At 39.9% G+C, this 16,042-nt stretch carries 8 protein-coding genes; 3 read left to right on the top strand and 5 right to left on the bottom strand.

Annotated elements, in window-relative coordinates; all coding sequences use genetic code 11:
- Nucleotides 1–43 precede the first annotated feature (43 nt).
- From KO525_RS11850 to KO525_RS11860, 3 genes are read left to right on the top strand one after another with little or no spacing between them, the layout of a single operon-like run.
- Nucleotides 44–1,429: a sulfatase-like hydrolase/transferase gene (locus tag KO525_RS11850; RefSeq protein ID WP_215964031.1), complete on the top strand. Its 1,386-nt coding sequence runs from the start codon at nt 44–46 to the stop codon at nt 1,427–1,429.
- Between the two features lie 10 nt (nt 1,430–1,439).
- Nucleotides 1,440–2,993, top strand: a complete 1,554-nt coding sequence (locus KO525_RS11855; protein ID WP_215964032.1) for an arylsulfatase — start codon at nt 1,440–1,442, stop codon at nt 2,991–2,993.
- 38 nt (nt 2,994–3,031) lie between these two features.
- Nucleotides 3,032–4,585 (top strand): sulfatase, encoded by a 1,554-nt coding sequence (locus KO525_RS11860; protein ID WP_215964033.1) that lies wholly within the window; start codon nt 3,032–3,034, stop codon nt 4,583–4,585.
- 653 nt (nt 4,586–5,238) lie between these two features.
- Here KO525_RS11860 and KO525_RS11865 read toward each other — a convergent pair.
- The 5 genes from KO525_RS11865 to KO525_RS11885 all read right to left on the bottom strand — a co-directional run bounded on the left by KO525_RS11865 (nt 5,239) and on the right by KO525_RS11885 (nt 15,751).
- On the bottom strand, nt 5,239–7,203 hold the full coding sequence (locus KO525_RS11865) for a sulfatase (RefSeq protein WP_215964034.1): 1,965 nt from the start codon (nt 7,201–7,203) through the stop codon (nt 5,239–5,241).
- A gap of 634 nt (nt 7,204–7,837) precedes the next feature.
- Nucleotides 7,838–10,501: a hypothetical protein gene (locus KO525_RS11870; protein WP_215964035.1), complete on the bottom strand. Its 2,664-nt coding sequence runs from the start codon at nt 10,499–10,501 to the stop codon at nt 7,838–7,840.
- Nucleotides 10,502–10,528: 27 nt separating this feature from the next.
- A complete protein-coding gene (locus KO525_RS11875; protein WP_215964036.1) occupies nt 10,529–11,938 on the bottom strand; it encodes a sulfatase in 1,410 nt (469 codons plus the stop codon).
- A gap of 9 nt (nt 11,939–11,947) precedes the next feature.
- Entirely contained in the window at nt 11,948–13,804 is a 1,857-nt protein-coding gene (locus tag KO525_RS11880; RefSeq protein ID WP_215964037.1) for a right-handed parallel beta-helix repeat-containing protein, read from the bottom strand.
- A 141-nt stretch (nt 13,805–13,945) separates the two neighbouring features.
- Nucleotides 13,946–15,751, bottom strand: a complete 1,806-nt coding sequence (locus KO525_RS11885) for a right-handed parallel beta-helix repeat-containing protein (RefSeq protein WP_215964038.1) — start codon at nt 15,749–15,751, stop codon at nt 13,946–13,948.
- Nucleotides 15,752–16,042: the final 291 nt, after the last annotated feature.

Consider the following 16,042-nt stretch of genomic DNA (forward strand, 5'->3'; position numbering starts at 1 on the left):
TCAATTAAAGAGAGCGTAATCAATTTTATAGGAATTTGTGAGAATGACATTAAGACGAATGCTCAAACTTTCCGCTTTGACCCTTATTACCAGCTTTTCATTGCTAGCTGAAGAGCAGGCTAAAACCCCTAATATACTGTTTCTTTTGGCCGACGACTTAGGTTATGGCGAATTGGGCTCATATGGGCAACAAACCATTAAGACCCCTGAAATTGACAACCTCGCTGATAATGGGCTTAAGTTTACCGACTTCTATGCAGGTAATGCTGTTTGTGCGCCTTCTAGAGCCGTATTGATGACAGGGAAACATGCTGGTCATGCGACTATTCGGGGCAATAAAGGCATCTATGCCGACACTGGCCGCTGGGGCCGAGTTTCACTGCGTAAAGACGAACTTACATTAGGTAACATGATGCAAGATGCTGGGTACCAAACAGCATTTATTGGTAAATGGCATTTAGAAAACCCCAATGACCTCGATACATGGGCGTACGCCAGAGGATTTGATTACGCTGTTCAAGAGCAATGGCAGCGGGCCGACAGTAAAATTTATTTTGATAAAACAACCCATTGGATTAATGGTGTTAATGACAAAAAACTTTACGACTATACTGAGTGGGACAACATTGACGAGTTTCGTACAAACTTTGCCACTGAATATTTAGACAATATTAAGTCTGACGACAAACCATTTTTTTTAGTTATGTCGTACCGTACACCGCCCCCGCATGAGCCCATGTTACGAAACAAGTCGATGTTTTCCGACAAAGACTGGGCCGAAGCTGAAAAACACCACGCACGTAAAATTACCTTGTGGGATAAGCAAGTCGGCCGTTTAATTGACCACCTTAAAATGATTGACGAGTTTGACAATACTTTAATTATCTTGACTAGTGATAATGGTGGCCATAGTGCGGCAGGTCATGACCATAAGTTCTTTACGAGTAATGGCCTTTTACGTGGTTTTAAGCGAGACCTATACAAAGGTGGAATTCGAGTTCCGCACATTGCGGTATGGCCCGGAAAAATCAAACCGGGCGTGGTTTCTAAACATATCGGTGGTTTTCAGGATTTTATGCCGACATTTGCTGAGGTTGCCAATATCTCAAAACCACAATTTACCGACGGCATTTCAGTTTTGCCAATCTATCTAGGGAAAACCAACCAACAGGTTGAACACAAATATTTGTATTGGGAACAACAACGAAACAGCGATCCAAAAAAATCATTATTACGTGCAATCCGCGAAGGTGACTGGAAAGCGGTGCAGGTTGGTACTGCAAATGCCATTGAGATTTACAATCTTAAAGACGATATGTCAGAAACAACAAATCTCGCCAAAAAGTACCCTGAAAAAGTAAAACGTTACCGCCAATTGTTTGCCGATTCGTCTACATATACAGCGCACTTCCCATATGCAAACGAATAGGGACACTACCATGAACTCACTTAAACTATTAGCTAACTTTGCCGGGCTATGCCTTTTGGTTGCATGCTCTAACAACGAAATATCGCCAGATAAAATAGAGCCGTCTTCAAACAAACCAAACATCGTAATCTTTTATGTCGATGACTTGGGATGGGGCGATTTAAGTTCTTATGGTGCCACAGCGGTACAAACTCCTAATGTTGATGCCCTCGCTAACAATGGGATCCGCTTTACGGACGCTCATAGTTCAGCTGCAACGTGCACCCCCTCGAGATACTCATTATTAACAGGTGAACACGCCTTTAGGAAAAACGTTCGTATCCTAAAAGGTGATGCGGCAATGGTAATTGCACCGGAGCAACCAACACTACCTAAAATGTTACAAACCGAAGGTTATAAAACCGCTGTTGTCGGTAAATGGCACTTGGGATTAGGCGATGGCGTAACCCCAATAAACTGGAATAAAAATGTCACACCAGGTCCATTGGAAATTGGTTTTGATTACAGCTTTTTATTACCAGCAACGGGTGACCGAGTTCCCTCAGTTTATTTAGAAAACCACAATGTATTAAATCTAACTCCCAATGATCCACTTTTTGTCGACTATACTAAAAAAATTGGTAACCGCCCTACCGGCTACGAACACCCTGAACTATTGCGCCAGGGAGCCGACAGCCAACATAACAAAACCATCATAAATGGCATAAGTCGAATTGGTTGGATGCAAGGTGGTAAGTCGGCGGAATGGGTAGACGAGGACTTCCCTTTTGTAACTACACAAAAAGCCAATGACTTTATCTCTAAAAACAAGTCTCAACCGTTTTTTCTATTTTTCTCATTCCATGACATTCATGTGCCGCGCTTACCAAACAAAATGTTTGAAGGTGCTACAAACATGGGTGTACGAGGCGACGCAATTGTCCAAATGGACTGGATAACAGGTCAAGTTGTCAACCATCTCAAAAAGCTCGATATGTTAGAAAATACCTTAATTATCTTTACCAGCGATAATGGTGCTGTGCTTACAGACGGTTACAATGACAATGCCCTTACGCGTATAGGCGAACATTTGCCAAATGGCCCCTACAGCGGTGGCAAATACAGTATATTGGAAGGTGGAACTCGCGTCCCATTTATCGTTCACTACCCAAATAAAGTAAAGCAAGGACTGAGTCATGCGTTGTTCAGTCAAATTGACCTGTACGCTTCAATTGCAGCTTTATTAAATATTAACTTAAAAAATAATGAAGCAATTGACAGTGTAAACCATCTTGGTCCGCTATTTGATGCGGCACTGCCCGCACGTACCACTCTTGCTGAAGAAACACCTCATACCGAAGGGTTGCGCAGCGGTAATTGGAAATACATACGCCCGGTTAAAAAAGTCAACTCTTGGATTAAAGCTAATAAAAATATTGATTCCGGCCTGGCTAAGTCGCCGCAACTATTTAACTTAATTAGCGATCCTGCGGAAGAACATAATCTTGCACAACAATACCCCAATATCGTTAAAGAGCTTGAACAGCAATTAAAACTTATTGAGCAAAAACGCACCCGAAATTAATTACGCTAACTAAATTACTTAAACAAAAAGGCAATCCTGTGAACATATTTAAATTCATATCAGTCATTATGTTAATTAACCTCTTAGCGGGCTGTAACGACAAACAAAAAACAACTAATTTTGAACAAGTTAGTTCCGAAAAAAAACCAAATGTCATTTGGCTAGTCCTAGAAGACATCTCTTTAGATTTAGGAGTGTACGGTACACCAGAAGTAAAAACCCCTAACCTAGATAGATTAGCAAATGAAGGTATTAAATACACAAATGCCTATGCTACCGCTGCAGTTTGTTCAACCTCACGCTCGGCATTTTTTACCGGCATGCATGCCACCAGTATAGGCGCCCACCATCACCGTAGTCACCTCAAAGATAACTATCGTTTACCAAATCACGTCAAACTGGCGTCTGAATATATGCGTGACGCCGGTTACTTTAGTTTATTGATGGGGCCAAAACAAAAAACCGATTTTAACTTTTCTCATGCAGGAAAGGCTTTTGATGCGCAAGATGGCGAAATAAAATACTCTGGGGGCGCATATACACACGCTCCAATCGACATGAAACTCTTACAAAGACCTGCATGGCAAAGTTACATAAAGAACCAACAAGACAAACCGTTTTTTGCCCAAATCAACTACAGTGAAACTCATCGTACGTTTATCGCTGATAAAGATGATCCGATTGATCCGTCCAAAGTTAAGTTACCTAGCTACTATCCAGATCACGACATCACTCGCCGTGACTGGGCCCTATACCTAGAGACAGTGCAGACTGTAGACAAAAAAGTCGGCAACTTGTTTGCCGAATTAAAAGAAGCTGGAGTGTTGGATAATACAATTGTATTTGTCTTTGGGGATCATGGCCGAGCGATGTTACGAGACAAACAATGGTTATACGACGGTGGTCTGCAAGTACCACTTATTGTTTGGGGGAAAGGCATTGAAGGAGGTCAAACAAACCACGACTTAGTGAGCTTAATCGATGTTATGCCAACAACATTAGATATTGCTGGAATTGATGTACCTGACTACATTGAAGGACATGTATTTTTAGGTGATAACACCAAACCTCGTGATTATATTTATGCTCATAAAGACCGTTGTGATGAAACTGACGACAGAGTTAGAGCAGTGCGTGATAGCCGATTTAAATACATTCGCAACTTCTATCCAGAAAAACCATATACCGACTTTAATGCCTACAAGAAACTACAATATCCTGTTTTGGCACTTATGCAAAAGTTACATAACGAAGGTAAACTAACGCCTGAACAAGTCACGTTTTTTGCCAAACAACGACCGCCTGAAGAACTATACGATACCCGTACCGATCCAGATGAAGTGTATAACTTAGCGGCACAACCACAATACCAGACCCAACTTGTAACAATGAGACAAGAACTGGCACGTTGGCAACTAAAAACAGGTGATTTAGGAATGATAGATGAAGATCCTAAAGTTTCTAAATATTGGGATGACTTTTTTAATAAACATTATCAAACCCAAATGGCTGCGCGTGGGTTATCAACGGACATTGGCCCCGATGAATATTTAGCCTTTTGGGATAAATTCATGTCCGACTTGGGCAAATAACGCAACGCTAATTCGGCACCTTAAAAAGCGACACGTTAAATACTGCAACACGGAAAACAGCAAAGTGAACTTGAAGCCATTTATTCAGTTCCCAACGTTGGCTTCCGTGTTTTTTTATATCTGTTTGTTACCAAACAAATTATACCTACCCTGATAATTAATAAGTCATTCAGGGAAAAGGCGTTTAAACGCGACCTCTAGAGCCTTTCACTAATTCACACTGCGCTGCGCAATAGCTATAAAAGGCACACCAATCTTTTCACTTGGACGACCACATGGATGTGGAAGGTAGAGCGACTCAGGAGACAAAGCCGACGACCACATGGATGTGGGAGGTAGAGCGACTCAGGAGACAAAGCCGACGACCACATGGATGTGGGAGGTAGAGCGACTCAGGAGACAAAGCCGAAGACTAAACCAATGAAGATTTGGCTTATTCCCCCGCACCTGGCAACACTTTGAACTAATTAGTTAACTATAAGTATTGGTATTAGTTTTGGTGCGCTAATTTAAGCTTGACCACTTTGAATCATCATATTTAATATCTGAACAAAGGTAATATCGACAAAAAAGGGCCTAGATTGTATCTAGGCCCTTCTAACGTTTACATTCACTTTCCGCATGACCCTTGGTAAATCACGGCCAGAACTAATCTACTTTTTTAAATAATCAACTCGTGCAGAAAACCAGTTATAGATGCTTTTTTGACGCCAAGTATCTGGCGAATCAACCGTACCTTTGGCAGGTTTTTTCCAGGATTTTCTAAAGGGAATTTCGAAGTTTTCGCCCACAACATCGTGCAATTGTGTTGCAATATTGAGTATCGCTAATATTTGTACCGTATTAGTATTCCCAGCAATAATTTTTTCGATAGCTTGTTTTGCCGGCTGATCGTCAAACAAGGCTAGGTATTGCACAGCGCGAGCACGATTTAAATCGTTTGGATCCATATATTTCATTTGTGAAATTATCGGTTTAAGCATTTTAGCTTGTTGGCCAAATGCCAGCGCTACATTTAATCCCCAATATCGGATCCATTCGTTTTCAGACGTAAGACTCGCTTTAATTTTATACTTAACAGAATCAAAATCCTGTAGTTGTAGATCGGCAATTTCGTTTAACTTGGCAATTTCTGACTTATTTTTTGCTCCAAACTTAATAGGATCGTCTTTTGCTTCATCAACTAAATAATACTCTGGGTAAAACCCAAGGTCAGGCAAGGTTTGAAGCTTATTTTTAAGTTCAGCTCTCATCGATTGAAGGACCGATTGATATTCCGCAGCATGTGCCAAATTTTTGGTTTCGAATTCGTCGGTCTCTAGGTTATAAAGTGCTTCAACAGGCTTGGTTTCAAAAAATGCGGCTTGTACAGATGTTAGCTCACCATTATCGAACATTTCGCGCCACTGCCTAAAAGCAGCCTGTTTATAGCGATAACTGGCAAATAAACTGTCTGGATTAAACGGCAAATAATGACGCATGTATTTGTATTTACCTTTACGAAGAGTTCTCACCATGTCGTACTTTTCGTCAAAACGGTCGGCAAACGCAAAATTTGTATCACGCTTATTTAGCTCTGTTAAGCTTAATTTTTTAGCTAAAAACGATTGCCCGTCGTGTCCTGGCATAGCTTCGATACCAGCGAGTTTTAATAACGTTGGAGCAAAGTCGATAAAATTAACAAAACCATCAACCCATGTTGTTGACTTTGCCTGTAAGTCCTCGTGCACTAAATGTCTGAAATTTTCTGGCACTCGCACAACCAATGGCGGGTTTAGCCCCCGTTCAAATGCGTAACCTTTACTCCCTGGCATGACACCGCCATGGTCGCCAAAATAAAAAATAAACGTATCTTCTAACAAACCTTCGTCAGTGAGTTGTTTAATCACTTTGCCTATTTCGACATCTACAATTTCATGTTGGTCTAGGTAGCGTGCATGGGTATAACGAAATAGTTCGGTATCTGGGTAAATAGGCGCCAAATCAACCTTTGCTGGATCATTTTTTGTGGGCCTGTCCTGCACGTCTGACATCGGAAAGTGTAATTTATGTTCATGGGTCTCTTTCCAACTTTGCATATGGAAAAAAGGTTGGCCAGCTTTACGTCCGTGCCAATCAGCTCCCTTTGCGGATTGGGCCCAGTGCGCTTCTGGTGCAACAAAATTGTAATCTTCTTTGTGATTATTAGTGGTGTAGTATCCAGCATCTTTTAGATATTCATTAACGGTTGTCATCCCGTTTGGTAATGAAATAGTTTGATAAGGGCGATGATATTCCATTGCCAAACGCGCAGGATAGGCACCTAAAGCCAATGTGGTTCTTGCCGTAGAGCATACTGGTGCATTTGACAAAACATTGTTAAATACCAGCCCTTGTGCCGCTAATCCTTCAATATTAGGCATTGATGCGCCTTTCGGATTATACAATTTGAGGTAGTTCTTCGAGTTGTCCTCTGATACCAACCATACAAAATTTGGTTTTTTGGGTGATACCACAGTATTTGATTCGAGCTCGACTGCCGTTTTTCTATCAGTGTTTTCACACGCTGATAAGATCAACAAACTTACAATTGACGTAAAACATAAAATTGCCGACTTAGTCACCGATGGCTTTTTCATTTTATCCCCTGACAACCTTGGTGTTTTAGAGTATCAATTTATTGCTAATTTTAAACTCACCATCAAGGCTTGCAATAAAATCCATATTTATTAAATATATACTCTTAAAACCAACGCATAATTTTATTCTAGAATTAAGTTAATAAAGATAAAATACTACAAAACAAACAAAAAGGAAAACGTTTGACCTAATTAAAATTTAAAACTCTATTTTGACTTTTGGTATTAAAAAATTCACAACAAAAAATAGCTAGCACCACCCCTTATTATCGACACTTAAATTTATACCATGTTCTTATTATCACTAAAAACACTGCTAAAACCGACAAATCACCACTAGGTGAATCAAAAGGTTGAAATATAACAACATCCGCTTCTATTTTATTCTACAAATCCCTAACATTAGAATAGGGCTTATTTAAAATAGAACGTAGGAGAACCCCCTCTTATTCCTTCAAATATTGTTTTTAGCCAACTGGAGAAGTCTTCAAAACGTCTAGTTGAAAACTATCCATGCCTTTCTAATTAATTCGTTGAATATTCTATTCATTACTAATGATTGGCCCTAAAACTTGAGGCAATAAAAAAGCTCCCGAAGGAGCCTCAACTTACAACAACATTAGGTTTAATATTGTTAGTACCCTACGTCAATAAACCGCACCGAACCTGCAGGAACCGTTACTAAGCTCGTGCCCTTGCCTGTTTCGATGCCTTGATTAGACAAAATATCTTTAGCCCACTTTGGCTGTCTATTATTAAACTTTATGGTTGCTACACGTTCCTGCGGGTTAATATACCCAGGGTCTATTAAAATAATGCGACTGTGGTTGTCATCTAATTTAACTACACTCCATGATGCACCGGTCACTTCAATTGGCATTTTTACACGACCACTATCGATAACGGCTTTCATAGATGGTTCAAAGTTTTTTGCGGACACTTTTTTATTACCGCTAAAACCTGAAATACCATCTGTTATAAAATAATTAGTTTCTAATTTATCTAGCTTATTTTTTGATTCAATCGGCGCGATTGGAACCATACCATTAGGTAGTTCTGGTACAAAGTTAAGCCAACGATACTCCGCACCAAGTGCAGAACTAGAATAATCCCATGTTGGAATATTGGCACCAGCCCAATGCATTTGCGCTACAGAGATGATGGCATCTTCATCTGCTTTATTGTAGTGGTTTGTCTCATGAATATTATCTATCGAATGCACTAAATGGTTATCTACATCTTGCATTAACATCCATGAACCTACGGATAACATTGCATCTTTTTCAACAATAGGTAAAACACCAGACTTCATTAATGCAAACAGAATATTTAGACCAGGGCCTTCCAGATAATTGATGTCAAATATGATCCCCATGCGAGAACCATAAGCAGCTGTTAATACACCATTACGTAAATAAGGTGAAACACTACGTTGCCCACCAGGGCTTAATGGACGCCAAGTCGTCGGATTATCATCGACTAACCTCATAGCAAAGTCATCGATATAATCGCCAAGTAACATTCCGACACGGCCGGACAAGTTTACTTCTTGCGTCCGTGAAGAGGTATCTTCTGCAGACGGAACTAAGATGTCGCTATATTTACCTGAGAAGAACATGTCTTTCCAAGGTTGTTGATGTGACGTCGCCGCCCAGAAAATATTTTTATATCTAAAATAAAGCTTACCTTTGCCATGTTTACGTAAAGCTTTTGCTAAACGGGGCATGTACTCTTCAATAAAATAAATCACCCGAGGATCTTTAGGGTTATGCATTTCAGCATACAAAAAGCCCATTGCTGTAGTTGGTGCGGCTTCTAAAATAGCTTCCATTGTATCAATGCTTACCCCAAACGGGTCGTTGCCATGACCAGACCATATAACAAAGTTTTCCCCCTTCTTTTCAAACGCTTTTGCTTTTTTAATCAGGGTAGCCTGTGTATCTTTGTACTTTCCTCGTCGATCTTTTTTCAATGCTATTTTTCCCAGCTTGGGGACTAATGATTGGCGATCCCAATTTTCCGTCCAACGCTCCTGAGTAACATGTAAATAGTTAGCACCGTCTAATGCCTGAACTTTTTTGTTAAGTTGTGCTTTGGTCAACATAACCCAAGGTTTTTCAGACTTTGATTGATAACTTGGCATTTTAAAATCAAGTGTTTGCTGATAAAGCGTATTTAAATTTTGTTCAACTTCAGCCAAACGGCCCTGTAATTTATGTTCGACGTCAATCCAGTTCTTATTTTTTAGATCAAATTCATAAACAGTATTTCCGCCACCGATTTGGCCGCCACCTAGTAAGGTTTTGTTGTTTTCATCAAGTGCAAAGTCGTTAAAAATTATCCCCCGGTGGCGTTCTCCCGTTTGCTTAAGTAACTTGCCTTTGGGATCAACTAAAAACATCACACCGCCAAATTGAAACATTATTTCATTACGCAAAGGCAAAAGTGAGCTGCCGTATGCATGGGCGTAACGTTGCTTTTCTTTACCTTTAATATTGTAATGTGCAAGTAGATCAAACTTACTGTTATACGCAACAAATTTACCTACAGTATTTTTTGAAGTTTTACCTCCAGCAAAAAATAACAGATCATCCAAGCCGTCTTGGTCTAAATCAGCGATATCAATGTCGGTGATCATTACGCCTTTTGCCAATTCTTTTAGTTTTTTGTCTTTGTTATTAAACTGACGGATCACCTTTTTAGATTTAGGGTCGATAAATCCTAAAAATTGCCAGCGGTAGATATCGTGAACCGAAGTCTGGACAAATAAGTCAGATTTAGTTTTGTCATTAAAGTGACCAGCTTCAATTTTTCTCACTACACCATCAAGCTTAGTTTCGCTTAACAGCTCCCCCTTACTGTTTAATTCATAAAGTATGTAGTTGTTACCACCAGCATAAACTCGAACTTCACCATCAACTTTAGTAATTGCGACTTCATTTAGACGAGTTTTATCCCTCGGGGTAAATGTCCAGAGTCGAGTACCATTGCTATCCCACGCATAGATACTGCCATCTCCACTTGCAGCAACTAGATCGTCAGCACCGTCGCCATTTAAATCCGCGGTATTAATTTCGAACATTACGGCTTTATTATCTGTGGCCGCTGTCCAGCGTTTCTGACCATCGACCCTATAGCTTCCCACTACACCGTCAAGTTCTGACACATACACAACTGACTCACCCGCTACGTTACCAATGATTACCTGACGCAACCCGTTACCGTCAGTAACAAATGTGCTGGCGTGCGCCGCAACACTCATCACTAATACACTTGCAGCAATTAATATTTTTTTCATTTTTGTTCCTATTAGTCAATAGTCGAACTATTGAACACCTGAGTATTTGTCAATATTTAAGTCTTTTTCCCAATCAATTAACTTAGCCTTTAGCTCTTGCAATTTTTTCGGGTAAATTTTTGCAACATCATTTGATTCACTTACATCTAGTACCACATTATAAAGTTTAACGATGCCGCTTCTGTAGGCGACAATCTTCCAGTCACCTTCTCGCACCGACGCGTACAAATCTTCGTAAGCACGATAACCAAATAAAGGCGCTCCGCGTTCTATTTTTGTTCCATTGGTTATCGCTGAAAGCAATGAGATACCATCTAAATTTTGGTAGTTTTTGGGATCGCCGCCAGCAAGTTCGACAAGGGTTGGGAACAAGTCTGTTGACTGAACTGGCGTCGAAATTTTTGTTCCTGGATTAGTGACATTGGGCCAACTGACAAATAACGGTACGCGAGCACCACCTTCATATAAAGTGTCCAGCTTCTTACCGCCATGAAGTGGTTTATTCTCTAAAATCCCACCTTGATCAGATAGGAAAATAATCACCGTATTTTTATCTAACCCACTAGCTTTTAATGCCTTACGAATTCGACCGATTGACTCATCAATCCCACTTACCAGCGCAGCATGATGCGCTTTTTTGCCGCTCAAGCCTTTTTTCTCAAAATGTTCAACTAGGTCTTTACGACCTTGAAATGGAGTGTGAATCGCGTAGTACCACATAGACATCATAAATGGCTGGTTTTTATCATAACTTGCAATAAATTCGACCGCGTCGTCGGTAAGCTTGTCTGTTAGATAACGTTCCTTAACCTCGTTGTATACTTCCGAATTTTTAAAGTATGGTGGGTAGTAAGAATGAGGGTGTCCCCAGTTTGTAGCACCAATCTGTGCGTCAAACCCTTGATCGATTGGATGATAGCCTTCGTGGCCCAAGTGCCATTTACCTATAAACATATTAAAGTAACCTTGCTCTTTGAGCGCTTCTGCGTAAGTTACATAATCGGTTTCTAGCCAATTTACACTCGGTACTTGAGCCGGATCTTTTTGCCAAAAATTGAATTTAGTCTCAGTACGGCCAAATTTGTCAAACCCGTGTTGTGGTTTATGTGGAATATGCCTTGGCATACCTATTCGTGCAGGATGTTGACCAGTGACCAAAGCAGCTCTGCTTGGGCTGCAAGTTGGTGTTGGAATATAGGCACTTTCAAATTCAATACCATCAGTAGCTATCTGGTCAATATTTGGGGTTTCATATACGTCATCCCTCGCTGTACGTGACGCCCAACCCATGTCGTCAACAAAAAACAAGACAACGTTAGGTTGCTTTTGCTTCGACTTAAATAGAGTTGCAGCATCTGCTTCACCCGCTATCATGCCACTAAGAATATAGGAACTAACTAAACCGGCTGCTAACAATGTTGATTTTACTTTAGACATTTTAATCCCTTACTGTGGTTTAGTTGGAGTTAATAACTGGGTTTTGTTCTGGTCGAATCCGACAAACGTGTTATTTTCTGAAATGTTGACGCCATCACTGTGGTCAACGACAAATAACGATTGATATTGGTCACGCTCTGGGTATTCGGTTGTTTTTTCAATGTTATTGTTTTGAAATGTAACACCGGAAACTGAAAACAAATTTAAAATTGGCGCCATATCAAACACCTTAAATAAGTTGTTTTCGATAATAATATTTTTATTATATCGTGATGTGTGTTGATATTTTTTATCAATACCTGCGGCAACTGCGATAACCCCGCGCCCCCATTGACTATAAAAACTATTGTCAAATACATTATTGCGAATAACAGCATGGCTTACACCACCCTGTTCGTACCAAAAATTAGCGTCACCCTCGAACAAAATGGCTGAACCAGGAGAGTGAAAATAGTTGTCTTCGACCAAGGTTTTGCCACGGCTATTTAACAGCATGCCCCGCGCGCGGTTTTGTCGTATAATATTGCCTCGAATAGTAACTTCTGCGTAGTCTCTAACTTCAGCAATTGAGTCACCCACTTTGAGCTTTTTATTAAACGGTTGAGTAAAAACAACTCGCGTTATTTCTTGGCTGATCCTGTGACTCGACGCCACTTCAATCGTGGCATACGTTGTCATACTTGGTGCATCCACCAATTCTAAGATGTCGCCACTGTCGATAAAGTCAAAGCCATATTGTTGGGGATGTTGCAATCTAACTTCTATGGTTTTATCGTCAATCACTTTATCAACCGCAACATAAATACCGTGAATGTTGGTCGCATCATCTTTTTGGTTTTCAAATAGATTATTTATTAACTGAACCTTGCCAGTGCAATTTACAAAATGAGTGGCGTCTGCCGTCGTACTAACCATTCGACCTTTGCTTGGTGTGACCTTAGAATTTTGCACAGTGACATTATGGCAACGCTGCCCTAATACTCCCATACCACCGGCATGATGAATTGTAATGTTGTCGAGAATGACATCTGCACTGTCTGAAATAACAACCGCAGGATAGCTACGATGTTTAAATTGAAACACCAATACATTGCCAATTTGGGCGGTTATTTTAGGATGAAACACCCGTACATTATTTTTACCAGGTAGGTTTATCGCCGACAACCCGTTGCCAGTGCTGATATCTTTGACCATATAAGCTGTTTCACGCTTTCGCGAATCAAACTCTAGGACACGTTTATACTGGTAGTCAGTTTCTTTTTCGACGGCTTTGCGGCGTTCTAGCTTGTTGATCGTTAATTTACCCGGAGGGTTTTCAACTTTCGCTTGGAATTTAAGTAAACCAGCTTCGTTTATTTTATACGGGAATAAATCAGAAAAATGCAGATCTAAATACCCTTCGCCACCATCAAGTACGCTTCCTTCTGAATGAAAACTTCTGGAAAAATCCATAGAAAAGTTACTAAATGTAATATTACTGCTGCTATCAATAACAAATGGGTTTACGCCACCATGAAAGATAAACTCAGAACCTTGGCCATCTATTTCTAACCCCTGTATATCGTAAAGCGGAAAGATAATCCGTTTAACTCCAGGGTCATTGTTACTGATATACACCACCTTTTCGGCTGCTCTGTCACCATAAAAGTGGTAAGTGCCTTTTGGGAATATCAGTTTACTCGCACCTTGTTGTTTAGCGGCTATAATCGCCTGGTAGACACCATAAGTACTGTCCGTACCGTTATTTTTTTCAACATTAAACTCAGATACATTGAGGACTGAATCGGCCAACAGTAGATTGCTGAAAAACAAGATACCTATGGCAAAACAAAACTCTACGGTTTTTTGTGTTGCTAATTTCAACATTAACCTTTTCCTATTGATTGCAATTACTGTGGGCATAAGTAATTTGTTATTATCCGTTGGATTGTAAGTTAAGAACTAACTTTGTTCAGGTGGAAAAGGAGACTGTCGTTGTCGTCCCTTACCACTTGAGTAAAAAGTTAATTAACGAATGGAATCGTCATTATTTAGAGTTTGTTTTGAAACCAAATCAGCCTTAACTGCCGTACGTGGTTTGCCTGTATAAGTATTGTTTTCTAATGTTACGTTGTGGCTATTAGCAAATTCAAATAAAGCGGCTTTTGGATGTAACTGTTGTTGCGGTAAACTTTGATCAATAACATTGTCTTTGATTAAAAGGCCATCAACTCGGTCAGCCCAAACAATTCGAGTCCCAAAGTTACTAATTGTATTATCGATAAACTTGATGTTTTTGTCATAACTTTGGGATTGATCAAAGCTTTTACCAAGTCTTGGTGTGATATATAAAACTGCGTGTTCTTTGCCAGATGAAGCAACATACTCAAAGGAATTATTGCGAATAGTGACATCTTCAACGCTGCCGGATTCATACCAAAAATACGTTTCTCCGCGCAATAGGATTGACGACATCATTGACGAAAATTGATTGTTTTCGATAATCGTTTTTAACGGCGATTTCACCACTACATTGCGAGCTCTATGATCACGAATTACGGTGCCACGCATAGTGAACTCCGGATTCCATGTTTTATTTTCTAGTAAATCCCCTTTAGCCAACTGTGTTGGAAGGTTATGCTTGAAGCGGATCTCTGTATACATTTCGTTTATTACACGAACAGAATCAACTGTAGCGACACTGGCTCTTTCGACGTTTGGTTGGTGAATAAACCAAACTTCGTCTCCCTTGCCGACAAAATCAAATCCTGTTTGCTCAAAGTGACCAAACTTAATGCGTAGTGTTTTTTCGTCAATCACTTTATCAACAATGGTGTATGTACCATGCACATTTGTACCGTCGTCCAACATGTTCTCAAAACGACTATTTTCAATTAAAATTTTACCTTTACAGTTTGCAAAATGCGTGGCGTCTGCAATAGTAGAAATTAGCCGCTGTGCGTCGTCACGTAAATGCACGCCTGAGTTTAGTACTTGAATATTGTCGCTACGCTCAAACAAAAACCCCATGCCCAAAGCGTGGTATACCACGACATTGTCAAATATCACGTTGCTAGAATTTTTGGTTTGAAAGGCCGGTGCATAACGATGAAGGTGGCGATCACCTTTAGAGCTTGTTAATGAACCAACTGGTGGATAGCTTTTCAATTTTTCGTGGATACGTAATAGACCATTAGCAAGCTTTTCAACTTTTTGAGGTTTGCTTTTACTATCCAACGCGCCATGAACTGGTCGTTTTTCCTTTTTAGTCCAAGCTAACGTTGAACCCAACTCAGTAAAGCTAAAACCATCTACGTTGGGGAATTTTATTTGTCCTTTTTCCAAAGACCATTGATGCGAATTAGACCAAGGTTTTACGTCGCGGTAACCTTTTTTTTCATTTACAGCGACAATTTCTGATACAAAGGTAAACGGTATGTCCCAATCAACAATGATGTTTCGGATTGTAACATTGTCATTATTGTATAGCTGAAAAGGCGCTGACTGGCCGTGAAAAATAAATTCAGAACCTCCACCGTCAACTTCTACCGACTTAAAGTTGTCTAACGGAAAAATAACGTTTTTTACACCATTACCATGATTAGTTACTTTGCTGTATCGCGAAGTCGCGAAATCAGGTAGAAATTTGTAGATGCCTTTTTTGAAAACAATCTTAACTTCATCGTCTTTAACCTTTTCTAATGCTGCACGAACCACTGGTGTCATGTCATTTGAGGTTGGTTCAAACACTAATGTTTGTTTGGCCATTACGCTTGTGGAACATAACGCTAGTAAGCCAATTAACGTTAACTTTAAACTGCATCGTGTTTTCATCTGTCGATCCTCGAATCTTTTTATAGTTATTTTTGTACTACGACCATTTGCGGTAGTACTTTTTCAGAATTGTTATTTTAATTGCTCGCTTAGCTCTTACATTCATAATCCTAAGGCTTTTATCAAGCGTTTGCCGTTTACATCACCTAGCTCACATTTACAGTTGTTTACGCTTTATGAGAGGACAATTGCCTTAGCAATTTTTTAAACCTTAAAACAAAGGGACAACGTTATCCCTAAATATAACGATAGGTTTAGTGAATGTCTACTGCTTAATCAACTTTTTACTAA

The sequence above is a fragment of the Psychrosphaera sp. B3R10 genome (assembly GCF_018861025.1).
GTDB classification, from domain to species: domain Bacteria; phylum Pseudomonadota; class Gammaproteobacteria; order Enterobacterales; family Alteromonadaceae; genus Psychrosphaera; species Psychrosphaera algicola.